Origin of the sequence: Zhongshania sp. (genome assembly GCF_029212375.1) — a bacterium.
In the GTDB taxonomy this organism is placed as follows: Bacteria; Pseudomonadota; Gammaproteobacteria; order Pseudomonadales; family Spongiibacteraceae; genus Spongiibacter.
Window position 1 is genome coordinate 96,105 of sequence record NZ_JARGNU010000002.1, and the last position, 26,863, is coordinate 122,967.

At 51.4% G+C, this 26,863-nt stretch carries 24 protein-coding genes; 21 read left to right on the forward strand and 3 right to left on the reverse strand.

The window, feature by feature from the left end; translation table 11 throughout:
- The first annotated feature begins 87 nt into the window (after positions 1 to 87).
- Positions 88 to 564, forward strand: coding sequence for a hypothetical protein (locus tag P1U47_RS02515; protein WP_301026970.1), 477 nt, complete (start codon positions 88 to 90; stop codon positions 562 to 564).
- Between the two features lie 170 nt (positions 565 to 734).
- On the opposite strand, the gene ppa is transcribed toward P1U47_RS02515, so the two are convergent.
- The 3 genes from ppa to nirB all read right to left on the reverse strand — a co-directional run bounded on the left by ppa (position 735) and on the right by nirB (position 4,362).
- The gene (ppa, locus tag P1U47_RS02520) at positions 735 to 1,262 is read right to left on the reverse strand and encodes an inorganic diphosphatase (protein ID WP_008251782.1); all 528 of its coding nucleotides are present in this window, start codon (positions 1,260 to 1,262) and stop codon (positions 735 to 737) included.
- Positions 1,263 to 1,422: 160 nt separating this feature from the next.
- Positions 1,423 to 1,746, reverse strand: a complete 324-nt coding sequence (gene nirD / locus P1U47_RS02525; protein WP_301026971.1) for a nitrite reductase small subunit NirD — start codon at positions 1,744 to 1,746, stop codon at positions 1,423 to 1,425.
- 66 nt (positions 1,747 to 1,812) lie between these two features.
- Entirely contained in the window at positions 1,813 to 4,362 is a 2,550-nt protein-coding gene (nirB, locus tag P1U47_RS02530) for a nitrite reductase large subunit NirB (protein WP_301026972.1), read from the reverse strand.
- A 417-nt stretch (positions 4,363 to 4,779) separates the two neighbouring features.
- Here nirB and P1U47_RS02535 point away from each other — a divergent pair, with 417 nt between their 5' ends.
- The 20 genes from P1U47_RS02535 to rlmH all read left to right on the forward strand — a co-directional run bounded on the left by P1U47_RS02535 (position 4,780) and on the right by rlmH (position 26,861).
- Positions 4,780 to 6,252 carry a NarK family nitrate/nitrite MFS transporter gene (locus P1U47_RS02535; protein ID WP_301026974.1) on the forward strand — a complete coding sequence of 491 codons (1,473 nt, stop codon included), beginning with the start codon at positions 4,780 to 4,782 and terminating at the stop codon, positions 6,250 to 6,252.
- Between the two features lie 52 nt (positions 6,253 to 6,304).
- Positions 6,305 to 8,029 carry a bifunctional protein-serine/threonine kinase/phosphatase gene (locus P1U47_RS02540; protein ID WP_301026975.1) on the forward strand — a complete coding sequence of 575 codons (1,725 nt, stop codon included), beginning with the start codon at positions 6,305 to 6,307 and terminating at the stop codon, positions 8,027 to 8,029.
- Positions 8,030 to 8,377: 348 nt separating this feature from the next.
- Entirely contained in the window at positions 8,378 to 10,258 is a 1,881-nt protein-coding gene (locus P1U47_RS02545; RefSeq protein WP_301026976.1) for a hypothetical protein, read from the forward strand.
- Positions 10,255 to 13,146, forward strand: coding sequence for a tetratricopeptide repeat protein (locus P1U47_RS02550; RefSeq protein ID WP_301026977.1), 2,892 nt, complete (start codon positions 10,255 to 10,257; stop codon positions 13,144 to 13,146). The genes P1U47_RS02545 and P1U47_RS02550 overlap by 4 nt, the downstream gene beginning before the upstream one ends.
- Entirely contained in the window at positions 13,130 to 13,726 is a 597-nt protein-coding gene (locus P1U47_RS02555) for a tetratricopeptide repeat protein (RefSeq protein WP_301026978.1), read from the forward strand. Before P1U47_RS02550 ends, P1U47_RS02555 begins: the two co-directional genes overlap by 17 nt.
- The gene (locus P1U47_RS02560; protein ID WP_301026979.1) at positions 13,726 to 14,040 is read left to right on the forward strand and encodes a hypothetical protein; all 315 of its coding nucleotides are present in this window, start codon (positions 13,726 to 13,728) and stop codon (positions 14,038 to 14,040) included. The genes P1U47_RS02555 and P1U47_RS02560 overlap by 1 nt, the downstream gene beginning before the upstream one ends.
- Positions 14,041 to 14,104: 64 nt before the next feature.
- The gene (locus P1U47_RS02565; protein WP_301026980.1) at positions 14,105 to 14,749 is read left to right on the forward strand and encodes a MotA/TolQ/ExbB proton channel family protein; all 645 of its coding nucleotides are present in this window, start codon (positions 14,105 to 14,107) and stop codon (positions 14,747 to 14,749) included.
- Positions 14,750 to 14,767: 18 nt separating this feature from the next.
- A complete protein-coding gene (locus P1U47_RS02570) occupies positions 14,768 to 15,340 on the forward strand; it encodes a biopolymer transporter ExbD (RefSeq protein WP_301026982.1) in 573 nt (190 codons plus the stop codon).
- Positions 15,337 to 15,867 carry a biopolymer transporter ExbD gene (locus P1U47_RS02575; protein ID WP_301026983.1) on the forward strand — a complete coding sequence of 177 codons (531 nt, stop codon included), beginning with the start codon at positions 15,337 to 15,339 and terminating at the stop codon, positions 15,865 to 15,867. Before P1U47_RS02570 ends, P1U47_RS02575 begins: the two co-directional genes overlap by 4 nt.
- Positions 15,864 to 16,313: a hypothetical protein gene (locus P1U47_RS02580; protein WP_301026984.1), complete on the forward strand. Its 450-nt coding sequence runs from the start codon at positions 15,864 to 15,866 to the stop codon at positions 16,311 to 16,313. The genes P1U47_RS02575 and P1U47_RS02580 overlap by 4 nt, the downstream gene beginning before the upstream one ends.
- On the forward strand, positions 16,313 to 16,900 hold the full coding sequence (locus P1U47_RS02585) for a hypothetical protein (RefSeq protein ID WP_301026985.1): 588 nt from the start codon (positions 16,313 to 16,315) through the stop codon (positions 16,898 to 16,900). Before P1U47_RS02580 ends, P1U47_RS02585 begins: the two co-directional genes overlap by 1 nt.
- A gap of 523 nt (positions 16,901 to 17,423) precedes the next feature.
- Entirely contained in the window at positions 17,424 to 18,677 is a 1,254-nt protein-coding gene (locus P1U47_RS02590; protein WP_301026986.1) for an alginate export family protein, read from the forward strand.
- An 88-nt stretch (positions 18,678 to 18,765) separates the two neighbouring features.
- Positions 18,766 to 20,148 (forward strand): UDP-N-acetylmuramate:L-alanyl-gamma-D-glutamyl-meso-diaminopimelate ligase, encoded by a 1,383-nt coding sequence (gene mpl / locus P1U47_RS02595; RefSeq protein ID WP_301026987.1) that lies wholly within the window; start codon positions 18,766 to 18,768, stop codon positions 20,146 to 20,148.
- Positions 20,145 to 20,744: a flavin prenyltransferase UbiX gene (locus tag P1U47_RS02600; RefSeq protein ID WP_301026988.1), complete on the forward strand. Its 600-nt coding sequence runs from the start codon at positions 20,145 to 20,147 to the stop codon at positions 20,742 to 20,744. Before mpl ends, P1U47_RS02600 begins: the two co-directional genes overlap by 4 nt.
- A 60-nt stretch (positions 20,745 to 20,804) precedes the next feature.
- Positions 20,805 to 23,321, forward strand: a complete 2,517-nt coding sequence (locus tag P1U47_RS02605; RefSeq protein WP_301026989.1) for an MMPL family transporter — start codon at positions 20,805 to 20,807, stop codon at positions 23,319 to 23,321.
- The gene (locus P1U47_RS02610; protein WP_301026990.1) at positions 23,314 to 23,931 is read left to right on the forward strand and encodes an LON peptidase substrate-binding domain-containing protein; all 618 of its coding nucleotides are present in this window, start codon (positions 23,314 to 23,316) and stop codon (positions 23,929 to 23,931) included. The genes P1U47_RS02605 and P1U47_RS02610 overlap by 8 nt, the downstream gene beginning before the upstream one ends.
- Positions 23,932 to 24,096: 165 nt before the next feature.
- Positions 24,097 to 25,353 carry a glutamate-5-semialdehyde dehydrogenase gene (locus P1U47_RS02615; protein WP_301026991.1) on the forward strand — a complete coding sequence of 419 codons (1,257 nt, stop codon included), beginning with the start codon at positions 24,097 to 24,099 and terminating at the stop codon, positions 25,351 to 25,353.
- Positions 25,354 to 26,028: a nicotinate-nucleotide adenylyltransferase gene (gene nadD, locus P1U47_RS02620; RefSeq protein WP_301026992.1), complete on the forward strand. Its 675-nt coding sequence runs from the start codon at positions 25,354 to 25,356 to the stop codon at positions 26,026 to 26,028.
- 13 nt (positions 26,029 to 26,041) lie between these two features.
- Complete coding sequence (rsfS, locus tag P1U47_RS02625) at positions 26,042 to 26,404, forward strand: ribosome silencing factor (protein ID WP_301026993.1); 363 nt, start codon at positions 26,042 to 26,044, stop codon at positions 26,402 to 26,404.
- Positions 26,394 to 26,861 (forward strand): 23S rRNA (pseudouridine(1915)-N(3))-methyltransferase RlmH, encoded by a 468-nt coding sequence (gene rlmH, locus P1U47_RS02630; protein WP_301026994.1) that lies wholly within the window; start codon positions 26,394 to 26,396, stop codon positions 26,859 to 26,861. The genes rsfS and rlmH overlap by 11 nt, the downstream gene beginning before the upstream one ends.
- The last annotated feature ends 2 nt before the right edge of the window (positions 26,862 to 26,863 follow it).

Here is a 26,863-nt window from a genome sequence, read left to right on the forward strand (position 1 = left end):
TGCGGCTTAATCCACTCAGTATTATTAGATTACATCTGTTATATTGTGAGTGATAGGGGTTGCACAACTAAATTAAGCGAGGTGCTTGTGAGCGTTAAACTATTAGATAATAAGGCGTTTTACGGCTTTCGAGTGCGCCGTACGGTTGCGGGGAAGTTGTATCAAGAGTATTTCTCGCTGAAAAACGAGGGTGCGCGGCTGGACGGTAAACAAAAGAATGAAATTGAAAAGCAGGCCATGGATCGCGATTCGGTTTTGGCTGCTGAGCAACGTCGTTATCTTGAAGAAACTAAAGAAGACCGCTGCTTTAAAAGCGATGGCACGGTGCGTGGCATCAGTTATTTATTAAAAACTGAAAAAAGCGGCAATTTAACACCGATTTTTCAGGTTGGTGTGGCGTCAAAAGTTGAGAAGAAAACCGTGTGTACCAGTTTTTCGCTCAATGCCCACGGCAGTGATGATGCTTGGCACAAAGCAGTTGAAGCCTATTCTAAGCATAAATCCATACATAAGAATTCTAAACTTTATCATCGCTTATTAAAGGCGATGCCAAAGGTAGGTTAATAATTAACGAATTTGCAGGGCTTTTAAAAGTTTTGCTTTTGCACGTAAACGGAGCCTTATGGCTCTGTTTTTGTTTCTGGGTATTGGGTTTGTATTTTGCGTTGGGGCATTTAGGAAAACGGGAATTTGTTAAAAGGGAATAACGGGGCCTAGCGGCCCCGTTGCCCAGCTTAGCCTTTGTAGGCAGCAGCGGCTTTCATTACTTCTGCGCGGGCTTCTTCACTGCCTGCCCAGCCATCAATTTTAACCCACTTGCCTTTTTCCAGATCTTTGTAGTTTTCAAAGAAATGCTCGATTTGCTGAATCAGCAGTGGTGGAAGATCGGAAGGCTCTTTCACATCTTTGTAGAGAACAGAGAGCTTGTCGTGGGGTACGGCCAGCAGCTTGGCGTCTTTACCCGCTTCATCGCTCATATTGAGGATGCCGATAGGACGGGCGCGAATGACTGAGCCGGGCACTACTGGGTAAGGGGTAACAACCAGTACGTCTAGCGCATCGCCGTCTTCAGACAGGGTGTTGGGGATATAGCCGTAGTTGGCAGGGTAAAACATGGGGGTCGCCATAAAACGATCGACCATCAGCGCATCATAGTCTTTGTCGATTTCGTATTTAATCGGGCTGCTGTTAGCAGGAATTTCGATGGCAACGAAGATGTCGTTAGGCAGGTCTTTACCGGCCGGAATTTGCGTGTAGCTCATGACGGGCTTCCATTTCTTAAGGTTGGGGTTGATAAATCTGTGCCGATTATAAACCCTGTAGAGACTGATTACCAAAGAGGAAAAAGGTCGGCTACTACCAAGGTAGCAACCGACGAGGGGGGGAGACTAACTGATGTTGCTGGGCGCGCAGATACGGCGCTCAACTATTGACTTGAACCTGAACCAATTCGCCTTCGGTGCGTGCTTGGTAGCAGGGGATTGATACGCCGTCGTCTTCTAGGCAGTTGCCGGCCTCGAGGCTAAAGTGCTGTTTGTAAATGGGCGAGGCGACGACTAGGGTGCCTTGAATGCTGCCGACAATGCCCCGCGACAGCACATTGGCATTGCTGAAGGGGTCTTTGTTGGCCAGTGCGTAAACTTTATCGTCGACTCGAAATATTGCTACTTGGGTTTCGTCAATGAGTGCAGCTACGCCGGCATTGGGTAGAATTTCGTCAAGACGGCAAACAGTAGTCCAAGACATTGGGTGTTCCTCGTATAAATCTATTGTGCTGAACCGCACGCGCGGTGCGGCTCAGGTATAGTGTGTTTAGGCGACGGCAATTAAGTCTTTGTCGGCAATTTTTTCGGCCTCAGTGGCGGGACGAATTTGGCCGCGCTCTTGAATAAAGACAATTTCTTTGTCGGTTTTGTCGGCATTAATAAAGCTGCGGAACTGCTTCACCTTCTCGGGGTTCTCGATGGTGGTTTTCCACTCGCACTGATAGGTGTCAACAATGTTGGCCATGTCGGCCTCTAGCTCGGCGCAAATGCCCAGTGAGTCGTCAATAATGACTTTGCGCAGGTAGTTTAAACCGCCTTCGAGGTTTTCCATCCACACCGAGGTGCGCTGCAAGCGATCGGCAGTGCGCACGTAGAACATTAGGAAACGGTCGATGTATTTCACCATGGTGTCGGTGTCGATATCTGAGGCAAATAAATCGGCGTGGCGGGGCTTCATGCCACCGTTACCGCAGAGGTAGAGGTTCCAGCCTTTCTCGGTGGCGATCACGCCCACGTCTTTGCTTTGCGCCTCGGCGCATTCGCGCGTACAGCCCGATACCGCCATTTTGAGTTTGTGTGGCGAGCGCAGGCCTTTGTAGCGGTTCTCTAAATCAATGGCTTTGCCAACGCTGTCTTGCACGCCGTAACGGCACCAAGTGGAACCTACACAGGATTTTACGGTACGCAAAGATTTACCGTAGGCGTGGCCAGATTCAAAGCCGGCGTCGATTAATTCGCTCCAAATTTTGGGTAGCTGGTCGAGGGTGGCGCCGAACAAATCTACGCGCTGGCCGCCGGTAATCTTGGTGTAGAGATTGTACTTTTTGGCTACTTGGCCAACCGCAATCAAGCCGTCTGGGGTGACTTCACCGCCGGCCATGCGCGGCACTACCGAGTAGGTGCCGTTTTTCTGCATATTAGCCAAGTAGCGGTCGTTGGTGTCTTGCAGGCCGGCGAGTTTGGGCTCAAGAATATAGTCGTTCCAGCACGATGCCATGACAGAGGCGGCGGTAGGCTTGCATATTTCACAGCCGTGGCCGCTGCCATGCTTCTCTAAAAGTTCGGCAAAGGATTTGATTTGGCCAACTTTAACGAGGTGGAATATTTCTTGGCGAGTGTAAGGGAAATGCTCGCAGAGGTCGGTGTTCACCTCAACGCCCATTTTAGTCAATTCGGCGTTCAGCACTTGGCCGACGAGGGCAGTACAGCCGCCGCAGGTGGTTGCCGCTTTGGTGCAGGCCTTAAGATCGCCAACCGTCATCGCGCCGCCCTGAACTGCCGCGCATAAATCGCCTTTGCTCACATTATTACACGAGCAAATTTGTGCAACATCGGGCAGGGCGTCAACACCCAAGCCCACCCCAGCACTGCCGTCTAGGCTTGGCAAAATCATGCTCTCGGGTTGTTCAGGCAGAGTGATTTTGTTTAAGGCAAACTGAAGTAGGGTGCCGTAGTCATTGGCCTCGCCAATCAGTACGCAGCCCAGCAGGTGTTGGCCGTCGCTGCTGACCACAATCTTTTTATAGACTTCGGCTTTCTCGTCGATAAAAGTGTAGCACTTGGCGTCGGGGGTGGTGGCGTGGGCGTCGCCAATCGAGGCAACGTCAACACCCATGAGTTTGAGCTTGGTGCTCATGTCGGCGCCAGTAAAAGCTTTTTCTTCGACGCCGCCCAGTACGTGGTCGGCGGCTACTCGTGCCATATCCCAGCCCGGTGCAATCAAGCCGTAAATGCGGCCGCCCCACAGCGCACACTCGCCAATGGCGTAAATGGCTGGGTCTGAGGTTAAACAGGCGTTATCAATAACAATGCCGCCGCGCTCGCCAACCGCGAGTTCACACTGTCGGGCAAGAGCGTCTTGGGGGCGAATACCTGCTGAGAAAACCAGGATATCGGTTTCTAGCTCGGCGCCGTCAGCGAATTGGAGCTTGTGAACGCAGTCATCGCCATCAATAATTTGCTGGGTGTTCTTTTGGGTGTGGACTGATACGCCCAGGTCTTCAATTTTACGGCGCAATAGGGCGCCGCCGCCTTCATCGACCTGTACGGCCATGAGGCGGGGGGCAAATTCGATAACGTGGGTTTTTAGCCCTAAGTCCATAATTGCTTTAGCGGCCTCGAGGCCAAGTAAGCCGCCACCAACAACGGCGCCGACTTTGGCATTCGCCGCAGCGGCAGTAATCGCTTCTAAATCCTCAATGGTGCGGTAAACAAAGCAGTTTTTGCGGTCGTGGCCTGGTACTGGCGGCACAAAGGGGAAGGAGCCGGTCGCCAGAATCAATTTATCGTAGGGGTATTGTTCGCCCTTGTCGGTGCTCACGATTTGCGCCGCGCGATCTATAGCAATGACTTTTTCGTGGGTGAGGGCGGTAATATTGTTGTCGCTGTAGAAGCCGTCTTTAACCATATTTAGCGAGGCGGCTTCGCGGGTTTCAAACCACGCGGTGAGGTGCACGCGGTCATAGGCCGGGCGAGGTTCTTCGCCAATAACCGTGATCGCAAATTGCTCGCCTCGACCGCTTTCAATAATAGACTCGATAAATTGGTGGCCAACCGGGCCGTTACCAATAATAAGCAGGCGTTGTTTGTCTGTCATGGTTACTTCCTTTAATACTTTGCGCGATGGCTATCTATTTGGCGGCCGGTGCTGCAGGTGGATATTACGTAAATTATTAGCAAAAGCTGTGCCATTGTCTTTGTTGGTAATTAAGGTGTTGATTTGTAAATATTATTTTGTGTTTTGCATTGTTGTGGGGCGATTTTTGCTGTGACGGGAAAGTTTGATGGGGGGCTTGTTGGGGCACGACGTTCGTTAATGGTGCATAAATGCGCGACGCCGCAAGAGGGTTGCGTGCTTCGTAATGGTGCGTAAATAGCTGTGTGATAGTACAAAATAAAAAATAAATCTTTTTAAACAGTGTCTTACGCGAGCATCAAAATTTGGTGTACATGCTTGGCACAGGCTTTGCTCTCATGGTGGCAATACTTTCAAATGGCCATTATGGAGCTATTAATGTCTTCCTCGACCTTAAATGTGCTTGATCTCAAGCAAGAGAAAATACGATTACTTCACTTAAGTTGGTTTGCCTTTTTCCTTAGCTTTGTAGTGTGGTTTAACTTTGCGCCAATGCTGTCATCGATCAAAGAGGCTTTTGATCTTACTAATCAGCAAGTTAAAGCGCTGATGATTTTGAATGTGGCCCTCACCATTCCGGCTCGCGTCATTATAGGTATGTTGGTTGACCGTTTTGGTCCGCGCATTGTATACAGCGCTCTTTTGGTGCTTGGCGGCATAGTATGTGTCGCTTTCGCCTTTGCTAATAGTTATGAAGCAATTGCCTTATTGCGCTTCTTGATGGGCTTTATCGGTGCCGGTTTTGTTATAGGTATACGCTTAGTTGGCGAGTGGTTTCCGGCGCGGCAGGTGGGTTTAGCCGAGGGCGTTTACGGCGGCTGGGGGAATTTTGGTTCGTCAGCGGCGGCGATGGCGCTGCCAACTCTGGCCTTGTATTTTGGTGGCCCAGACGGTTGGCGTTACGCTATTGCCTCGACCGGTGTCATTGCCTCAATTTACGGGGTGTTCTTTTACTGGCGCGCTCGTAATACGCCAAAGGGTTCAACCTACTTTAAGCCCAAAAAATCTGGGGGCTTGGTTGTTAGCAATAAGCGTGACCTGATTTTTTACATTGTGATGTGCGTGCCCATGTATTTGGCGCTGGCAACACTAACCTGGAAATTGTCTCCAGTGAATTTGGGTATGTTAAACAGCACAACGTCACTGGCCCTATATGTGGTGCTAGCGGTTCTGTTTGTAGTGCAGATTAGTCAGATTTTGCGAGTGAATAGCGATGTGCTGAACAATATCGCTATTCCGGAAATGCAGCAGTATAAGTTTAAGCAGGTTGCTATCTTAAATGTGGCGTACTTCGTGACCTTTGGCTCCGAGTTGGCGGTGGTGTCAATGCTGCCCTTGTTCTTTATGGAAACGTTCGAACTGAGCGCAGTAACCGCCGGCATGTTGGCCTCTGGCTTTGCGTTTATGAATTTGGCCGCGCGCCCTGGCGGCGGTTACTTGTCAGATAAGTTTGGTCGTCGTAAATCGCTCTCTATTCTGGTAGCTGGTTTGGCGGCAGGGTATATGGTGCTTAGTAATATCGACGCAACGTGGACAATTTGGGTGGCAGTGGTTGCGACCATGTGCTGTTCCTTCTTTGTGCAGGCTGGTGAGGGCGCGGTGTTTGCGATTGTGCCCTTGGTTAAGCGCAGCATGACTGGCCAAATTGCGGGTATGACAGGCGCTTACGGTAATGTGGGCGCGGTTATCTTTTTAACGGTGCTGTCTTTTGTTAGCGCCTCGGACTTCTTCCTTGTAATAGCCGCTTGTGCCGCCGTTGTGTTTGTTGCGGTGCAGTTTATGGAAGAGCCTCAGGGTCACACCGCCGAAGTGAATGACGATGGCAGTGTTGCGCTGATCGAAGTTAGCTAAAGTACAGTGTATGTTAAGCGCATAACTGTGGTTCATACCTCGAGAACGTTACATGCACTTTGATGGTGGTTTAAAACTGGCAATTGGCCAGCGCAGCAGCGCTGGGCAAAAGCCGGTTAACGAAGATAGCTTGGGTATTTGCATACCCAAGGACGAGCAAATTACCACCAAGGGCGCGGTGGCGGTCATTGCCGATGGCGTGTCTGCGGCAGAGGCTGGAAAGGAAGCGGCTGAAACCTGCGTAACCGGTTTTCTAAGTGATTATTTTTCAACTCCAGATTCCTGGTCGGTAAAGCGGTCGGCCCAGCAGGTTTTAAATGCCTTGAATCGCTGGCTGTACGGCCAGGGGCAGCATTACCTGCAAGCTGAAAAAGGCTATGTTTCCACCCTCAGCATTGCAATCTTTAAATCGCAAACAGCGCATTTATTTCATGTTGGCGACAGCCGAATTTACCGTTTGCGGGACGGTTGCCTTGAGCAGCTAACCCGCGATCACGCCATGCCTATCAGTCGTGGCAAGTCGTATTTAACCCGCGCTATGGGCTTGGATATTAATTTGGATGTCGACTATCGCGCCGCAGACGTGGCGGTAGGCGATATATTTTTACTGAGTACCGATGGTATTCACGACGTATTGAGCAGTGCGCGCTTGCAGGAAATTATCGGCGCGACAGTCGAGGAGGCTGATCTCGACGCCGCGTGTCAGCAGATGATTGATGAGGCGCTGGCGGCGGGTAGTGACGACAATCTCAGTTGTCAGTTACTGCGAGTCGATGCGCTGCCATTGGAAGATGCCGGTGATGTTTACCGCAAATTAACTGCGCTGCCGTTTCCGCCGCCGCTGGCTGTGGGCATGGTGTTAGACGGATTGGTTATTGAAGAAGAGATTCACGCCAGTCCGCGCAGTCAGTTATATAAAGTTTTTGATGCCACGGCAAACCAACATTACGTAATGAAAACGCCGTCGGCAAACTTTAATGACGATCCGGCCTATATCGAACGTTTTATTCTTGAGAGTTGGGTGGGGCGTCGGATTCAAAGTGAGAATGTTGTAGCGGTGATCGACCCACCGGTGGCGCCGACGTGTCTTTACTATTTGTCGGCGTTTGCACCGGGCCGAACTTTGGGGCAGTGGATGCGTGAGAATCCCCAGCCCTCTAGTCAGCAGATGTTAGATATTATTTTGCCGGCGGCTAAGGGTTTGCAGGCTATGCACCGCCGCGACACCATTCATCAAGATGTGAAACCAGACAATATTTTGGTGGGTGATGATGGGCAAATTAAAATCATAGATTTTGGTTCTTGCTATGTGGCAGGTCTCGCCGAGATTGCGGTGCCAATAAGTCGTGATCGGGTATTGGGTACCGCGCAGTATTCTGCCCCAGAACATGTTTTAGGGCGCCGCCCAGGTGTTAAGGCAGACCAGTTTTCGCTGGCGGTGATTGTTTTTGAAATATTGACTGGCCATCAACCATTTCAAGGGCGGCTAGAGAGCTGTACCACCACGGCGGCTTTTACTCGTTTAGCGTATATTCCGGCCCGTCATTACAATCCGCATGTTCCTTTATGGCTAGATGGCGCCTTGGGGCGAGCGCTAAGTATTAGTCCAGAATTACGTTATAACGATATAGCCGAATTTGTTCACGACCTTCAGCACCCTAATCCGGTTTATAACAAAGATAATTTTCAGCCGCTGCTTACCCGCAATCCTTTACGAGTGTGGCAGGGGATTTCATTTATCTTGTTATTAGCCTTGTTGTGGAGTCTGGGGCGTTAAGCCCCCTTGTATTACCTGCACAGCGCCGCTCATGTCCTTTTTAAAGCCCTCCTTATAACGACTTTTTTGCCAGCATCTTTATGGTGCAAAATTGTGGAAATCACCTATATGGCCGCGCTTGTTCGTGGTGCGTTCTTAATTTATTTCGGGCAAATTAATGTTTTGCTCTATGCTGCGCGGGTTCTAGCTCTTGGATTTTTTGTGGTGTAGAGCACATAGCAGATGTGAATTCGGTGTAAAAACTAAGTGAATTCGCCATATACAAAAAATACGATTTCGTTGGCGCGGCTATTGCGGTACAAGCATTAAGATCATGGCGATAATGAGTGCTTAAGGCGCGGTATTATCATGCAGTTAAAACACAACGAATCGGTGGCGTTTGTGAAAATTTTAACGCGAAATTTATCGGGAATTTGCTGGTTTGTGGCGGTATTGCTACTGCCCGTGACCGCGCATGCCGCGGATCTCGCAGTGGTGAAAGCCGAGGCTTTAAACTTTTATAGCCAGTCGCGATTGGCCGCACGTAATAACGCCGATGAAGGCGCTCACAAACTTCATTTTTATATTGCGCATCGCGCAGAAAACTTAGCGCTACAGTCGGTTAGGCTTAGTATCGACGGTCGTGAGATTGCTAAATACAACTACAGTGAGCAAGAATCAAAAATTTTATTTGATGGTGGTGTGCACCCCTTGCTTGCCCTTAACTTATCGGCGGGGCGCCACCAACTCGCTGCCAAATTTGTGGTGTTGAATCGTGAGGCTGGGCCGAATGCCGACCGGCTTTCGCCGAGTATTACCCAAGAATTTACGCTGACGGCCAATAAGCAACTGGAATTGGAATTAATCAGCGATGGCTTAGTAAAGTGGTTGGAAAAACCCAGTATTACAGTTCATGACCGAGGCGTTGAAAACGTCACAGAAAATAGCGATAGCAACCCTCTACTGCGCGCTGTGTATTTTAATGCACAGCGGCACTACGCCTTCGAAGCGCTTGCCGACGCAATGTATTTTGTTAAACAAGGCGGTAGCGTTGCCCAGTTCTCGCCGCGCTTGCAGCAGGCATTGCGGCAAAGTGTGTTTGAGCTGGGTTTGCCAGCAGTGCCCAGTGAGTTAGCGGGTATGAGTGGCCTAACTGCAGAGCATACCAATGACGATATATACCGCAAATATAATAGCGGCGTCGAACTCCTTAATCGTGGTCAGCATAGCGAAGGACTTGCCATTCTCACCGCCTTAAGTAATGGCGAGTCGCAGCGTAATGATGAAATTATTCTTCGCGATAAAATTAATTTGGCGCTCGGATTTCACTTTTTGCAGCAGGGCGATAGCGAGCAATCCGTGAGCTATTTTAGCAAGGTCCGGCGTTTGGGCCCTTATGCGAATAAGGCCCTAGTGGGGTTGGGCTGGGCGTTGTTAAGTCCTCGCCAGACAGCGGTCAATTCCCTGCCAGAAAAAGACACCATGGCGCCGGGTAGTAACGCTAAAGGCATGGCGTATTTGTGGTCAGGCTCAGAAGACGATATCGCCTGGGCGCGTCGTCATACTCCGTTTCGCCGAGCATGGGCGATTGCCTCGGGCGCAAAAGAAGAAGACCTACAGGCGGCGATGGTGCCGTGGATGGAGTTAATTAATCGCGACCCCCTCGACCCCGCTGTGCAAGAAGGCTTATTAATTCTGCCATACGCGATGTCGCATTGGGCTGGGCAGGGGCCGCGGGCCGAAACTTATTATGTGTCGGCGGTCAGCAGATTGCAGGAATCATTAATGCTTTTAGACTCGGCGGCGGCAGATATCCACAGCGGTGGCTTGCGCGAGTCAGTGAGTGCAGCCGACAAAGCGGATCTTAGCGGTTGGGATATTTGGCTATGTGACCTCTCTGCAGACCGGCAGGGTGCGTATTTAGATTTATTGTTAGACAGCGCGCGCTTTCATATTGCGCTGCGGGAGTTTCGTCAGTTAGGTCGTATTCGCAGTGTACTAACAGGCGATGAACGGGGCGATTCGGTTGCTGCCTTGGCCGGTCGGCGCGCCGCACTTATTCAGAATATTGACGAATTAAGCGCGCAGTGGGGGCTTAATTTAGATCAAACCGCCCTAGCTGAAATTAATAAATATCGCCTGCGCACCGAGCGCTATTTGGCAGAGGCGAATTTTGCCATGGCGCGCAACCATGAAAATACGCGCCGCCAAATGACTGAGGTGGTGTGGGACGGGGAGGCGAACAGATGAAGTGTGTTGCCGCTAAAAAACTACATGCTTTGCAATTGGCTTGTGCCTTACCGGCATTGCTTGGTTTGAGTGTGCTGGTTGCCGGCTGCCAGCCCGCACTAAAGCCACGCGGAGAGACCCAGACGATTGGCAGTTTGCTGGAGCGCAATGGCCAGAATCCCGATCGCTTATTTATGAAGAAGCTGCCTCCAAAGAAAATTGCCGACGCCGACGCTGAGGGGCGGCGAGTTGAAATGGAGGCTTTAAACCACTATCAGCAAGTTTTAAGTTTAGATTCCGCGCCGGGTGTTCGCGCCGAGGCTATGCGCCGATCTGCAGACCTCCGCATTGAAGCGGCAGGGCGAGATGGCGACGTTAATATGCAGGAGGTGGCTGCGGCAACCGCAATGTATAAACGGCTTATTGCCGAGTTTCCAGATTATCCCAATAAAGATCACGTAATTTACCAGTTGGCGCGGGCCTATGAATTATCCGGTCGCAGTGAACTGGCAATCAACACCTTGCGGGATTTGGCGCACGATTATCCACAGTCGCAGCGTGCCAATGACGCCTTATTTCGCTCGGCAGAAATGTTGTATTTGCGCAAGCGCTATCAAGAAGCTGCCGACGAGTACGGACGTTTAATTAGCCAAAACCCAGCTATGCCTTATTGGCAGATGGCGCAGTATAAATACGCCTGGAGTCAGTATCAGCTGAGCAAACCTGAACTTGCGGTGGGTAGTTTTACCGCGATTTTAAGTCAGCTCAAGACACTCCGCGAAGTGACGAGTGTAGATCAGCTCCTAACTTATGTGCCGGAAGCCAGCGCAGAGTTGGTGCGCGATACGGTGCGGGGCTTGAGTTTAGCACTGGCGGCCAAGGCCGACGGCCACAATATTGCTGCTTATTTTGCCAAACTGCCTGGCAATCATTTTTATCCCTTGGTTTATAACAGCCTCGGCGAACTACTATTGAGCAAAAAGCGGTATACCGACGCCGCCAGTGTCTTTGATGCTTTTGCCAGCGCTTACCCGCAGCACGAATTGGCAATGAGTCACAGCGAAAAAGCGATTGCTGCTTATCAGCAAGGTGGTTTCACTGGCTTAAAAATCAGCGCACAAGAGGCCTATGTTGAACGTTACGCAGCGGATTTACTCGCCGCACAGGCCAGTGGAGCGGCGGATGCGGAGTTGCCCAAACTTAGTAGCTTGCTGCGTGACTATACAATGGAGATATTAGCGTTTCGCCATGCCGAGGCTCAGCAAACGCCTGTGAGTGAAGCTGATTTACGGCTGCAGCGTTTTGCTGCAGTGGCAGCAAGCTATCGCAAAGCGCTGGCGATGTTTCCGAACGACAGCGATTTTGCCACGACCAGTATGCGCTACGCTGACGCCTTATTTGATGGCGGCGAAGTTAAAGCCGCGGCCGACCAATACATGGCGGTGGCCTATGATCTGCCAAGCTATAGCAAGCCAGCCGATGCGGCGTTGGCGTCGGTAAAATCCTACCGCGCGTGGCTGAAAAATGCGCCTGAGGCTGAGCGTGACGCGGCCCAGCAGGCGGTGATCGCCGCCAGTACTCGAATGGCTGCGGCCTTCCCTCAGCACCCAGAGCGCAGCCGAGTACTGTTGGCCAGTGCCGAAGACCTATACGTATTGCAACGCCACCAAGAAGCGATAGCGATTGCCGAACCCTTGCTTGTAAATGCGCAGTGGACCGAGCCGAGTTTGCAAAGCAAGGCTTTGAGTATTACTGCCGACGCTTACTTTGCACAAAATAGTTTTGACAAAGCGGAGATGTATTACGCCAAGTTATTGCCGATGATTGCTGGGGAGCCAGAGCTGCAGCGGATAGCTAAAGATCGTTTGGCGGTATCTGTTTATCGCCGAGCGGAGGGGCTTAGAGCCGACGGTGACAGCGCGCTGGCGGCAAATTTATTTTTGCGTGCCGCCGACTTAAGCCCTGATCCAGTGCTGCGGGCTAATGCAAGTTTTGACGCCGCTGGGCAGTTATATGCAGTTAATAATTGGAAGCAAACGGCCGATGTTTTACAGCGCTTTCGCAGCGAATTTCCAAATCACGAAATGGCCGGCGATGCGGATAAACTACTTGCCGAAACCTATCAAAAATCAGCGCAACCCGCTTTGGCAGCTGGGGTGTATGCCCGCATAGCATTAGTCGCTAGCGAAACCCTTGAAACGCGTCGCCAAGCGAGCCTCATGGCGGCAAAGCTTTACGACCAAGCGGGGCTGCGCGAACAGGCGCGAGTGGCGATAGAAAATCATATTGCGCAGTTTCCCGCGCCCTTGCTAGAGGCCCAGCAATTTCGGCAGCGCCTGGCTGAAATGGCACCGGCAAACAGCGAGCTTCATCACCGCTGGTTAAAAGAAATTATCACTGCCGACAAACTTGCTGCACAACCTATCGCGGCCTCGCAACTACTGGCGGCAGATGCCAGTTTGCAATTGGCGATGATTGACGTGCGCCGCGCCAATAGCGCCAAGCTGCGCTTGCCTATCGCAAAAAGTTTGCCGCTGCGGCAGCGGGCTATGCAAACCGCCATCGACAGTTTGGCGCAGGCTTCAGCTTACGGATTTTCTGATATCACCACTAAAGCGAGCTATGAGCTGGGCAATTTATACCGAGACTTTGCTAAAGCATTAATGGCATCTGAAAAGCCACGAGAATTGCGCGGCGAAGTGCTGGAAGCGTACGCCCTGCTATTAGAGGAGCAGGCGTATCCCTTTGAGGAAAAGGCAATTAGTGCCTTTGAAGCCAATGTTGCGCGTGTTCGCGACGGGGTTTGGACTGCTGGCATGCGGCAAAGCCTTTTTGCCTTAATTGAATTGGCGCCCGCCAAATACGGTAAACAGCCTCAACTGGAGGACAGCTATGATTCACTTTACTAAGGTGCTCGTCGCGCTTGTATTACTCAGTGTTGCCGCGTGCAGTTCTGGTCCGCAGACCATGAAATCTGCGCGGCAGACAAGCAAGGTGTCGTCGGCAGAATTTGATACTGCGCTGGCGCTAATGAAAAGTGGAGACAGCGACGGCGCGACTCACGCTTTTTTAAAGCTCAGCGAAAGTCATCCGCGCTCGACTGGGCCGTGGACAAATTTAGGTATTCTTGCAGCGCGGCAACAACAGTATGAATTAGCGGCCAAGTATTTTTTAGCCGCGCTACAGCGGGAACCTAAGAACGTCGCAGCGCTTAACTGGATGGGTTATATCACCAGCAAAAATGGCAGTTTCGACGCCGCCTTAGGCTGGTATAGCAAGGCGCTGGCGGTTCGCGATGACTACGCTCCGGCACATTTGAATATGGGTATTCTCTATGAGACGGCGTTTAAACAAAGCGCCCAGGCGCTAACGCACTACCGCCGCTATCAGGCGCTTACCGGCGGTGACAATATTTTAGTTAGCGCTTGGATCCACAATTTGGAATCCAGCGCGGACTACGTGGCGGTGAATGTGTCGCAGGTGAACTAATGAAATCATTATTGCTTATTGTTTTGGGGTTTTCTTTGGGGCTGGCTCTGCCCGCTAGCGCAGAGTTGGCGGATGGCGTCGAGACCAGTGCCGAGCCAGCAATGGGCGTAACCATCCACGGCAGTGACGAGGCGGCGGTCGGTTTGTACTTAATGCCTTGGGGTGAAGAGCCAATGAGTGATTTAGATCGCCCGCCGCAATTAATAGACGAAGGCCCGCAAACTGTTAATGCTGAGGAGTTTCAGCGTTATGCCGAATGGTATCAGGCGCACCGCTCGTATCGTTATTGGCGTCTGCAGCGCAATAACTGGTAGTTAAAATTTTGGCGGCAATACCAACGTATAACGAAATTTAATTTGATATTTTTTGAGGTGAATTATGGAAGCCATTTCGACGTTCATTACGTTTTTTAATAACGGCGGCCACTTTATGTATCCAATAGCGCTGGTGCTCGCTTTTGCCATCGCTATTAGCATTGAGCGCTTTGTTTTTTTAACTAAATCCCTTAGCGATAACCGCCGCTTCTGGGCCAAGATTTGGCCAATGCTGAGCGCAGGCGAAATCAGCGAAGCCGAAGCGTTAATTGGTAAATCAAAGCTCGCCGTTGCGCATATTTTGAATTGTGGGCTTGAGCAAGCGCGAATCGACAGTCGCCGCAGCGACGTAGAAATTGCGACTGAAGATGGCCTAATGGCACTGCTGCCAGCCATTGAGCGTCGGACCCATTATTTAGCGACGTTTTCTAACGCCGCGACCTTGCTGGGCTTGCTCGGAACGGTGTTGGGTTTGATTGGCGCCTTTGGCGCGCTGGGGACTGCCGACCCTGTTGAAAAAGCAAATTTGCTGTCGGCGGGTATTTCCGAGGCCATGAGCTGTACCGCATTTGGCTTGATGGTGGCGATTCCCTCACTCTTTGCACATGCCTATTTGCAAAGTCAGGCAGGGGAGTTAGTTGATACGCTGGAGTCGGCCTGCTCGCGGTTTGTAACAGTAATAAATCGCAGTAAAGCGCTGCAGCACTGAGGTCTAAAGATGAGCGCCATGTTTGATATAGAGCCAGATGTCGATGAGGGGCCGCGCAGCTCAAGACGAATACGTCGTCTTAAACGGAAGTTGCGCCATCGCCCCGATGGCGAGCTGAATATTGTCTCGATGATCGATGTGTTTGCAGTACTGGTTTTTTTCTTATTGGTTGGTTCGTCGATTTCGGCCAGTAAATTACATGCGCTAAAATTAAATTTGCCCTCGATTAACGCTGAGCAGGTGGTGAATGACAAGCCAGCATTGCATTTAGCAATCAGCCTATTTGAAGATCATTTAGAAATTAGCAATAGCGAGGGTTTAGACAAGGCTATGCCGAAAGTATCCGGCAAATACGACACTAAAGCGCTAGCTGAGCTGCTGGTGGCCCTGAAAGAAGACCATCCAGACGAATCTAGTATTAGTTTGTTTATTGCAGAAGATATTGCCTACGAAGATATTGTCGCGGTTATGGACAGCAGCCGAGAGTACCCAGCGGGTAGTGCGGGTGTTAATGGCAGCGCTGCGCTGTTCCCGTTAATTTCCATGGGTGATGCACCGCAAGACAGCGCTGAAGTGGAGTCAAAACCATGAGCAAACGTCAGGAGCGAAAACTTAATCGCGAGGTAAAGCGAGCTGGCCGCGATGTTGCTATTAATGTGGTTTCGCTTATTGATATATTTGCTATTTTGGTTTTTTACTTGCTGGTGAATGCCGTAGTAGTAGAAGTGATTCCAGAATATCAGAATTTAAAATTGCCCACTTCGCTAGCCAGTGAAAAGGCGCAACGCACCGTAACGGTTGCGGTAAGTGCCAGCGATATACTGCTGGAAGAACAGCGCATAATGAGTGTTGAAGACGCCCTGCAATCAGAGCAGCGGGTATTGGCATTATTGGCGGCAGCGCTGGCGCCCCTCATTGCGGTGGCTGGCGCTGACGAGTTCGGCGGTAAAAGCGAGCCCGATTCGAAAAAATTGGGCAGCGGCAAAGATGTGAATATAGTTGCAGATCGCGATACGCCCTACCGTTTGCTCAAGAAAATTCTCGCAACCTGTGTTGATGCGAACTTTGATCATGTTTCCCTCGCCGTGCGGGAAATTACTCAGGGAGGTGGAGCATGAATAGTGCGCTACTAGCCCAAGCCACATTGGGAAGCGATTACTGGGGAATTACCTTAGCCGCCGACCGGCATTTTAAGCGCATCTTGCTCAATGTAGTGAGCTTGCTGCTATTACTGCTTGTTGCTGCCCCCTTCTGGGTACTTGATGTTCCCGAGGCGCCGCCAATAGAGCCTGCGACCAGTTACGCTCTTGAACTCTTGCCCGTACCAAAAGCAAAGCCTCTACCAAAAGAGGTTGCAAAGCCAAAGCCGGTGCTTAAAGCCGCGGCGGTGTCAAAGCCTGTCGCCGTGAGTAAGCCGAAAACGGTGGTTAAAAAAGTAATGCCCCAACCTAGACCGGCAAAACCGACTCCTTCCGTAAGTGCCCAAGAGCGGGCTCAGGCCGCAGCCGCGGCTGCCGCGCAGCGCCAAGCTGCAGCAAAAGCCGCGGCCGCTAAGCTGGGGTAATGGCCTTTAGTGAACAATTAGCGCAATTGCGTGATACCAGTAGCGATGTGGTGATCAGTGAAAAGAATCTTAGAGAACGTGGCGCGGTAAAAAGTGAGCTTGCGGCGCCCAGTACCGACTCGCTTTCGGCAAGTAAGTTAAGTGCTGGTCATGGCGACTACGGTACACACAGTGTTAGTGGCGAACAGAGCAGCACGGTAGTTGGTAGCCATAGTACAGCCAAGCTAGCCGCGATTGCGGCGCGCTCGGCGGCCGTCGGCGGGAGTGGCGGCGCAGCGGCGGGCGGTGCTAAACCATCGCGCAGTTTGGAAGAAATTCAGCTTGCCTTTGATCGCAGTAAAACAGCGTTCTACGCCATTTTTAGTCGGGCTGCGCGCAAAGACACCACGATTCGAGCTGGCACCGTGGTGGTAAGTTTAACGATTGAACCAGACGGTTCGGTAAGTGGCAGTAAAATTGTTTCGTCGAGCTTTTTTAATCCGGATTTAAAAGAAAAACTATTGCAGCGCATTGCTATGCTTAAGTTTGAGGCGAAGGCTGTTCCCCGTTACACCTATCCTAACTACCCCATTAGTTATATGCCTTAGCGATTTTTCAGTATGGGCTATATCGGTTTCGCTCGCATAGGTAGCTAGGCGTGGCGAACTAAGATATTTCCTCGGTTTTAGCACCCCTGTGCTTGCGTCGCCACATTATCACTGTCACGTATTTACGACGCCCTCGTCGTTACGCTTTCCTTTTATTAAACTGCTGGCCGAATATTGGTGGCGTATCTGCGCATATCAATATTACTGCTTGTCGCATCTATTTAGGGCATAAGTTTTTCGGAGCTGTAATGCTTGGTTTCATCATGGTGCAATATTGCATCATTTTAGATTTGTTGCAGAAATATTTCATGTCACTATTTGGTGTGACGGTGTAATTCCAATAATTTCCAGATTTTAATTTATTTTTAACTTTATGAATAATAAGCTTTTTTTTATTTGGTCAATTGATTTATCATTTTTGGCTTATGTTTTGCTTTTGCTGGTTATCGCAATTCCTTTGCAAGGAACACTGTTTGCGGTGTTGTTGCTTTACCTTATCGATACCTACCAAAAGAGAGACCTCATGTTGAAAATGAAAGCACTTCCCTTAGCTATTTCTATCGGCCTACTAGGTGCTGCGGCGCAAACAACATTTGCTGCAGAGAATATTACCGAAGCCCTCAGTAAGGGCGAAGCCCACTTAAATTTGCGTATGCGTTATGAGTCTGTTGCTGAGGACGTGGCTGCGGGTGGCAACAAAACGGGTGACGCCCTCACCTTGAAAACGCGGTTGAACTACAAAACGGATAGCCTTAAGGGCTTTAGTGGTTTTGTGGAATTAGATGACGTGAGTAATTTTGCGGGTGACTCAAATGACAGTGTTAATGGCAATGTTGCTGATTCACTGATTGCCGATCCGGCAGGCACCGAAGTAAACCAAGCTTTTATTGCCTATAGCAATTGGAGTAGCGAATTTAAATATGGTCGTCAGCGCTTAACCTACGATAATCATCGCTTTGTTGGTCACGTTGGCTGGCGTCAAAATGAGCAGACTTACGATGCGTTTACCGCCGCCAATAGCAGTGTCGAAAATCTTAAGCTGAACTACGCGCACATTTCTAATGTAAACCGTATTTTTGGTGAAGCCAGCGCGGTGGGCGACACCGAGATGGATTCCCACTTATTGAACGCGAGTTACACTCTGCCAGCAGGTACTGTGACGGGTTACGCCTATTTGCTCGAGACCGATGATAATTTCGCCGGTTTTAAACGTATGGATACCGATACCTACGGTATTCGCTGGCAGGGCGTGGCGGGTGACTTGGCGTATAATCTTGAATATGCCACGCAGGACAGTGCCGGTAAAAATCCCGCCGATTACAGCTCAGACTACATGCTTGCTGAGGCGACTTATAAGCTCGCACCAGTAACGCTTGGTCTTGGCTACGAAGCGCTGGGCGCCGACAAAGACGGTTTCTTTATTACGCCGCTGGCCACCTTGTTTAAATTTCAAGGCTGGACCGATATGTTCTTAAACAAAGGTTTGGGTAATATCAGCGATGGCATTAACGACACTTACTTCACAGTTGGTGGGGCGGCATTGGGCGTGAATTGGTTGCTGGCCTATCACAACTTTGAATCAGAGCAAGATAATAGCGCTGGTGATAGCGACCTCGGTTCGGAGCTCGGCGGTATGGTCACCAAAAGCTGGGGACCTTATTCTGCAGAGTTGCGTTACGCCAGTTACAGTGCGGGCGATAGCACAGGCTTTAATGGTGGCGGCTTGAGCTTGATGGACACTGAAAAAGTGTGGCTGACCTTAAGCGCTAACTTCTAATCGCGCAAAGCGGTGCGCCAGCGTAGAGCTGGCGCCATAGCAGTGATACCATGCCACACAGACTTTTCTGCGTGGCGTTTGTATATTTATGCACCTTCATATATTAGGTATTTGCGGCACCTTTATGGGTGGCTTGGCCATTCTTGCCCGCGAGCTTGGCCATACCGTGACCGGCTCTGATGCCAATGTTTACCCGCCAATGAGCACTCAGCTGGAATCCCAAGGGATTACCTTGATGGAAGGCTATGAGGCTGCGCACCTGTCGCCCGAGCCAGACCTTGTGATTATTGGCAATGCCATGTCGCGAGGCAATCCCGCGGTTGAACACGTATTGAATCGCGGTATTCCCTACACATCAGGTCCCCAGTGGTTGAGCGATCATGTGCTGCAAAGTCGCTGGGTACTGGCCTGTGCGGGCACTCACGGTAAAACCACCACCAGTAGTATGTTGGCGTGGGTTTTAGAAGATTGCGGTTACCAGCCTGGTTTCTTAATTGGCGGCGTGCCCGCTGATTTTGGCTTGTCGGCGCGGCTGGGAGCGTCAGATTTCTTTGTAATAGAAGCCGATGAATACGATAGTGCCTTTTTCGATAAGCGCTCAAAATTTGTGCATTACCGGCCCTACACCGCTATTCTCAATAACTTAGAGTTTGACCACGCCGATATATTCCCTGATTTAGCCGCCATCCAGCGCCAGTTTCATCATTTGGTGCGCACCGTGCCCGCCATTGGTCGAATTATTATTCCTGCCGGCACGCAATCCTTAGATGAAGTGCTGGATATGGGCTGCTGGAGTGAAGTTGAACGGCTTAGTAGCGAAAAAGGGCAGGCCGCAGATTGGCAGGCTAAGGTGCTGAGCGGCGATTTCTCTGAGTTTGATGTTCTTTATAAAGGCATTGTGCAGGGCCGTGTAAATTGGTCTCACACTGGCGCTCACAATGTAAATAATGCGCTGGGTACCCTGGCTGCGGCCCATCATATTGGTGTGCAGCCCAAAGATGGCATCGAGGCTTTAAATCAATTTCAGGGTGTAAAGCGGCGTATGGAATTGCTGGCCACGGTGGCGGGTATTTCCGTGTACGACGATTTTGCCCATCATCCCACCGCGATAGCCACAACCTTAGAAGGTCTGCGCGGGCGGGTGAACGACGGGCGAATTGTTGCTTTAATAGAACCGCGTTCTAATACCATGCGTATGGGTATTTATAAGGAGCGCTTGGCGGTGGCCACCGCACAAGCCGATGACGTTATTTGGTATCAACCGCCGGGACTAAACTGGTCGCTGGAGTCGGTGATTGCCGGCAGTACCACACCGGCGCGCTTGAGTGTGGATCTTGACCAGACGATTGCCGAACTTAGCGCGAGCTTAAAGGCGGGCGATAATTTGGTGATTATGAGCAATGGCGGCTTTGGTGGCGTGCATCAGCGCCTTATTGCGGCGCTGCGCAAGCGCTGGGAGCAGCCGGTATGAAGTCGGTAACGCTCGCGATGACCGGCGCCTCTGGCGCGCAATACGGTTTGCGGTTGTTGGAGTGCTTGTTGGCTGCTGGTTGCGAAGTGCATTTTATGATTTCGAAAGCGGCCCTGCTGGTAGTGGCGACCGAAACGGAGGAAACCCTACCTGCAAAGCCCGCCGCCTTGTTGCGGCATTTGTGTGAGCGCTTTCAATGTACGTCGGAACAACTTAAGGTGCACGGCCCCGAAGATTGGATGGCGGCGGTGGCATCGGGTAGCGGCGCGCCAAGCGCAATGGTGGTGTGTCCGGCGAGTACCGGCACCCTCTCGGCCATTGCCTGTGGGGCGAGTAATAATTTAATTGAACGCGCCGCCGATGTTGCGCTCAAAGAGCGCCGCCAACTGATTTTGGTGCCTCGAGAAATGCCCTTATCGGCAATTCATTTGCAGCATATGCTCAGTTTGACGCAAATGGGCGCAACAGTAATGCCTGCTTCGCCGGGTTTTTATCGCAAGCCACAAAGCGTGGCTGATGTGATTGATTTTGTGGTGGCAAGAATTTTGGATCATCTCGGTGTGGCGCAGAATCTCGTGCCGCGCTGGGGCGAATAAAAACAAGTTTACAACGGGGCCGGGGCAGCCAATCCGGCAGCAGATGCTTAAGGGACAACTATGAGTACAATGTTATTGTCGGTGTATCAGCGCGTAGTACTGCGTAATGCATTTTGGGTGTTGGCGATTTTACTCGCAGTGGTTGGCTGGCTGGGAAGCTATATACCCACCTTGCAGCTAGACGCCTCAGCGGACGCGCTGGTGTTAGAGGGCGATGAGTCGCTGGCGTATTACCGCGAGATTAGTAAGCGCTACGGCTCAGAAGATTTCCTGTTGGTCACCTATCAGCCTAAAGGTGATTTGTTTGCCCCCGAGCAACTGAAAACCCTCGGTGAGCTTCGCGATCGGCTGGCGACCTTACCTAATATTTCCAATGTCACCTCGATATTGGATGTGCCACTGCTAGAAAGTCCGCGAGTATCGCTAAGTCAAGTAACGGCCGGCGATATTCCGACTTTGCGCACGCCAGATATTAATATGGACATGGTGCGCGAAGAGTTGTCGACCAGCCCTATATACAAGTCGCTGCTAACCAGTACTGACGGCAGCACTACCGCAATTCAGGTCAATATTAAGCGCGATGAACGCTACTTTGAGCTACTAAATCAGCGTGATGCGCTGCGCGCTAAAGCAGCGGCTGACGCCATCGGTCCCGACGAGCGCGATGAGCTGAGTAGCCTTGAGAAAACCTTTGCCAATTATAATGCCGAGGCCCACGAGCAACAGGCCGAATTGGTGGCTTTAGCGCGGGATATCGTGAAAGATTATCGCGGTGATGCCACGGTATTCCTCGGTGGTGTGCCGATGATCGCAGTGGATATGATCGCCTTTGTAAAAAGCGATTTGCGGGTGTTTGGCGCGGGTATACTGCTGTTTATTGTGGTGTTGCTGGTGGCGATTTTTCGCAGTTTGCGCTGGGTGCTTATCCCTTTGTCGACTTGCGTGTTGAATGTAGTGTTTATGCTGGGCTTACTGAGTTTTCTCGACTGGCGGCTCACCGTGATCTCGGCAAATTTTGTTGCCTTACTATTAATTATTACGTTGTCGATCACCATTCATTTGGTGGTGCGCTTTCGCGAATACGCCGCCGCTGAACCCGAGGCAGATCAATTTCGCTTAGTGTCAGAAACGGTCACAGTGATGCTGCGACCCTGTGTTTACACGTCATTAACGACCTTAGTCGCGTTTGCATCCCTAGTGGTTAGCGGAATTCGTCCGGTTATTGATTTTGGTTGGATGATGACCATCGGCGTGACATCGGCGCTAATTTTGACATTTCTTGTAATGCCCTGCGTGCTAATGCTGCTAAAGCCCCGCGCCGAAAAGGCCGCGAGTGCCGAGTCGGGTGGATCAACGCGGTATTTCGCGCAGGCCACAGAGCACTTCGGTAAAACAATTATTGTAGTGTCGGTGGGCTTGCTGATTCTGAGTGTGGTCGGTATCTCTCAGCTCAAGGTTGAAAACCGCTTTATTGATTATTTTCACGACACTACTGAAATTTATCAGGGTATGGAGACGATCGACGCCGAATTAGGTGGCACCATCCCCCTTGATATTATCTTGGACCTGCCCAAAAAAGAACCAGTTGCCGCGACCCCTGCGAGTGCGAGCGGCGATGATTTTGATGACTTTAGTAATGCTTTTGCCGACGACTTTGCCGATGATTTTGGCGATGTAGGTCCCGCCCAGAGTGAGTGGTTTACGGTGGCTGGATTACAGCGTATTAAGTCGGTACACGACTATGTCGACAATTTGCCGGAAACCGGCAAAGTTCTGTCGCTGTCTACTTTTTATGAGTTGATGCAAATCATTATGGGCAATGTCGACGACCTGCAGTTGGCGCTGGCCCAGCGTTCGCTGCCCGAATCGATTTCCTCAATCTTGATTGATCCTTATATGTCTGCCGAGGTCGACCAAGTGCGGATTAGCGTGCGGGTGAAAGAAACCAGCCGCAGCCTGAATCGGAGCCAGTTATTAATAGATATTGAAGACCATTTAGTGAACGAGTTGGGCTTTGCGCCTGAGCAAGTGCATCTCACAGGTATGTTGGTTTTGTATAACAATATGCTGCAAAGCTTGTTTACTTCGCAAATCATGACCTTGAGCGCGGTGTTTGTGGCAATACTGGCCATGTTTATGGTGCTGTTCCGCTCCTTGAGTCTTGCTTTCATTGCCTTAACACCGAACCTGCTGGCAGCGGGTGCGGTATTGGGCGGCATGGGTTTGGCGGGTATTCCGCTAGATATGATGACAATCACCATTGCGGCAATCACCGTAGGTATCGGTGTTGATGACACCATTCACTATGTACATCGCTTTAAAGAAGAGTTTCCAAAAGATCGCAATTACATCGCTACCATGTATCGTTGCCACGCTAGTATCGGCAGAGCGATGTATTACACCTCGGTGATTATCGTGTTCGGCTTTTCAATTTTGGCGCTGTCTAACTTCACCCCCAGCATCTATTTTGGTTTGCTAACCGGTTTGGCCATGGTGGCTGCTTTGCTGGGCGCCATGTTGTTGCTACCAAAATTGATTTTGGTAATGAAGCCGCTGGGGCCGGAAGGGAATGTCTGAGCTTAGCGGCACCACTTTAGTAGAGTTGCCGCTATTTCCCCTGCGCAGCGTATTGTTTCCTGGTGGGCGCATGGGGTTGCGGATTTTTGAACGCCGCTATTTAGACCTGATTCGCGACACCCTGCGCGAGCAGCAAAGCTTTGGCATTGTGTGGTTGCCCGAGGGCGGAGCTGAAGTGTTAAAGCCTGGTGAACGTCAGGCGACCTTGGCGTTAATTGGCACCGAAGCGCGCATCACTGACTGGGATCAAACCTCCGATGGCCTATTGGGCGTGGTGGTTGAAGGTGGACGGCGTTTTCGCTTGGCGTCGGCGCGCCAAGCCGAGGGCGGCTTATATATTGGCGACATTACTTGGTTGGCCGAATTAGCCGACACCGCGCTGCCGCCGCGAGGCAGTGAATTACAAGATTTATTGCAGCAGCTTGGTGAGCACCCTCATGTTCAGCGTTTAGGTATGGATTTAGAGGTAGGCGAGGCGGGCGCTTTGGCCAATCGCTTGGCACAATTGCTGCCCCTGCCTGCTGCCGATGCGTATCAAATACTCAGTATCGACGAGCCCGTAGCGCGCCTAGATGCGCTGCATGACGTACTCGATGCCTTGTCTCAGTAAGATTTAAGGCCTTAGCCACCCTGCTTGGGCGTGGCGCAGTAGATATTGTCGATAGTGAGTCCTTTTCCAATCCGTTATACTAGCGGCCTTTTTAGTTTCTCCGGTTGGAGAATTAACAAATTTCGACCTTCGCAGCGTAGTGGAGGTGAGAGGATTGAAAGGCTCATGGACATTAAGCAGTATATGAATCAGCTCGGTCGTCAGGCGCGGGCAGCAGCCCGTCTGGTGGCGGCGGCCGATACTGGCGTTAAGAATCGCGCCCTGCTGGCAATAGCGGCGGCGGTAGACGCTCGGCGCGATGAGATTATCGCCGCCAATGCCAAAGATCTCGCCGCCGGTGAAGTCTCCGGTTTAGACGCGGCATTGTTAGATCGTTTGGCACTGAATGCCGCAGGTATCGCCGGCATTATTGAAGGTTTGACCCAAGTTGCCGCACTGGCCGACCCCGTTGGCGCCATTACCGACTTGAATTATCGGCCGAGCGGCATCCAAGTGGGCAAAATGCGGGTGCCTTTAGGGGTAATTGGCATTATTTACGAGTCCCGCCCCAATGTAACGGTAGAGGCCGCCAGCCTGTGTTTGAAGTCGGGCAATGCGGCGATTTTGCGCGGTGGCTCCGAGGCCATCCACTCTAACCAAGCCTTGGCAGCCTGTATTCGCGAAGGTCTGCTAGCTGCTGGTCTGCCCGAGCACGCGGTTCAGGTACTGGAAACCACCGACCGCGCCGCGGTTGGCGAGTTGATTACCATGCCTGAATTTGTCGATGTTGTTGTGCCCCGCGGCGGCAAGGGTTTGATCGAACGCATTGCGCGTGATGCCACGGTAACGGTAATCAAACACCTCGACGGCATTTGCCATGTTTATATTGATGACGCAGCCGATGCCGAAAAAGCACTGGCGATTGCGGTAAATGCCAAAACTCACCGCTACGGCACCTGCAATACCATGGAGACGCTGCTGATAGCCGAGAGTCGCGCCGAAGAGTTATTGCCGAGCATTGCCGATGCGCTGACCGCCAAAGGCGTTGAGCTGCGCGGTTGCCCGCGCACGCGGCAAATCTTGATGGGTGCAGTAGAGGCCAGTGATGAAGATTGGGGCACCGAGTATTTGGCTGCAATTTTATCCATTAAGGTGGTGGCTGATGTTAACGAGGCAATGGATCACATTGCTCAGTACAGCTCTGCCCACACCGAATCCATTGTGACTGAGAATTACACCACCGGCCGCCGTTTTCTGCGTGAAGTGGACTCCAGCTCGGTGATGATTAACGCTTCGACTCGCTTTGCCGATGGTTTTGAATACGGCCTAGGAGCGGAAATTGGTATTTCCACCGACAAAATTCACGCCCGCGGCCCAGTCGGCCTAGAGGGCCTGACCTCGCAAAAGTACGTGGTACTTGGCGATGGGCATATTCGCAGCTAAATGACGGCGCCGACCACTGCTAAGCCCATTGCATCGCTGGCCATTTTTGGCGGCACTTTTGATCCGATACACCACGGTCATTTGCGCTCGGCGGTAGAGATTAAAGAACAACTTGGGGTCGATGAATTGGCTTTGCTGCCAAGTCATCGGCCGCCATTGCGAGGCGAGCCTGGCGCCGACAGCGTGCAGCGCCTTGCGATGGTCAGTGCGGCGGTAGCTGGTGAGGCTGGATTGTTTGCCGATGGCCGCGAGTTACTGCGGGAAAAGCCGTCGTATACCGTAGATACCTTACGGGAACTGCGGGCCGAGCGCGGGACTGCGATGTCGATCACAGTGATTATGGGCAGCGATGCCTTTAATAAAGTGCAGCATTGGCGGGATTGGCCAGACCTGTTTAGTTTGGCTAATGTGGTGGTTTTACATCGGGCCGCTTATCCACTGCAAATGGATTCCGCGGTGGCAAATTTTGTCGCCCCGCGCAGGGTGGCAACCGCCGCGGAACTGGCGGTGCGCAGTGCCGGTGGCTTTTATGAGTTAAGTTTGATTCAGCTGTCGATTTCGGCAACTGATATTCGCCAGCGCTTGGCCAGTGGCAGGTCAATTCGTTACCTTGTTCCCGACGTCGTCGCGGACTATATCGCTGAACACGGTTTATATACACAGTGTAATACATAGGAATACCCGTTTGATGGACGTTGAACAACTCAAGAATCTGGTGCTGGAAGCGCTTACAGATGTAAAAGGTCGAGATATTGTGGCCATCGATGTGCGCGGCGTAAGTGGCGTTACCGACTATATGGTGGTGTGTAGTGGCACCTCGAACCGGCATGTTAAATCGCTAGCAGATAACACCTGGGTTGAAGCTAAAAAGAAGGGCATTGTGCCAATTGGCATGGAAGGTCAGGACACTGGCGACTGGGTACTTGTCGATTTTGGCGATGTGGTAGTGCACGTCATGTTGCCGGAAGCGCGGCTGTTTTATGATCTTGAGCGCCTGTGGCAGGTGCCAGAGCTGGGCTCAGAACCAGGTTCAGAGCCTGATGCGAGTTAGCTTGATTTGCATTGGCACTAAAATGCCAGCGTGGGTTGAGGAGGGCGTTGCTGAGTACCGCAAGCGGCTGCCTGCCGAGATTCAATTTGATATCAAAGAGTTACCTCTGCCTAAACGGGGTAAAAACACCGATATTCGCCGCGCCATTGCCCAAGAAGGCGAGGCGATGACCGCGGCAATCCCCAGTGGCGACCGCGTTATTGCGCTTGATGTGCTGGGTAAAGCCGTGAGCACCGAAAGCTTAGCCGAGGCCTTAGCCCGCTGGCAAATGGAGGGCGACAATATCAGTATTTTGGTTGGTGGCCCCGACGGTCTGAGTCCGACGTGTTTGGCCTTGGCGCGCCAGAAGTGGTCATTGTCGGCAATGACCCTACCGCATCCGCTGGTGCGGGTATTATTTGCAGAGCAGCTTTACCGAGCGTGGACCATTAATAACAACCACCCTTACCACCGTTGATG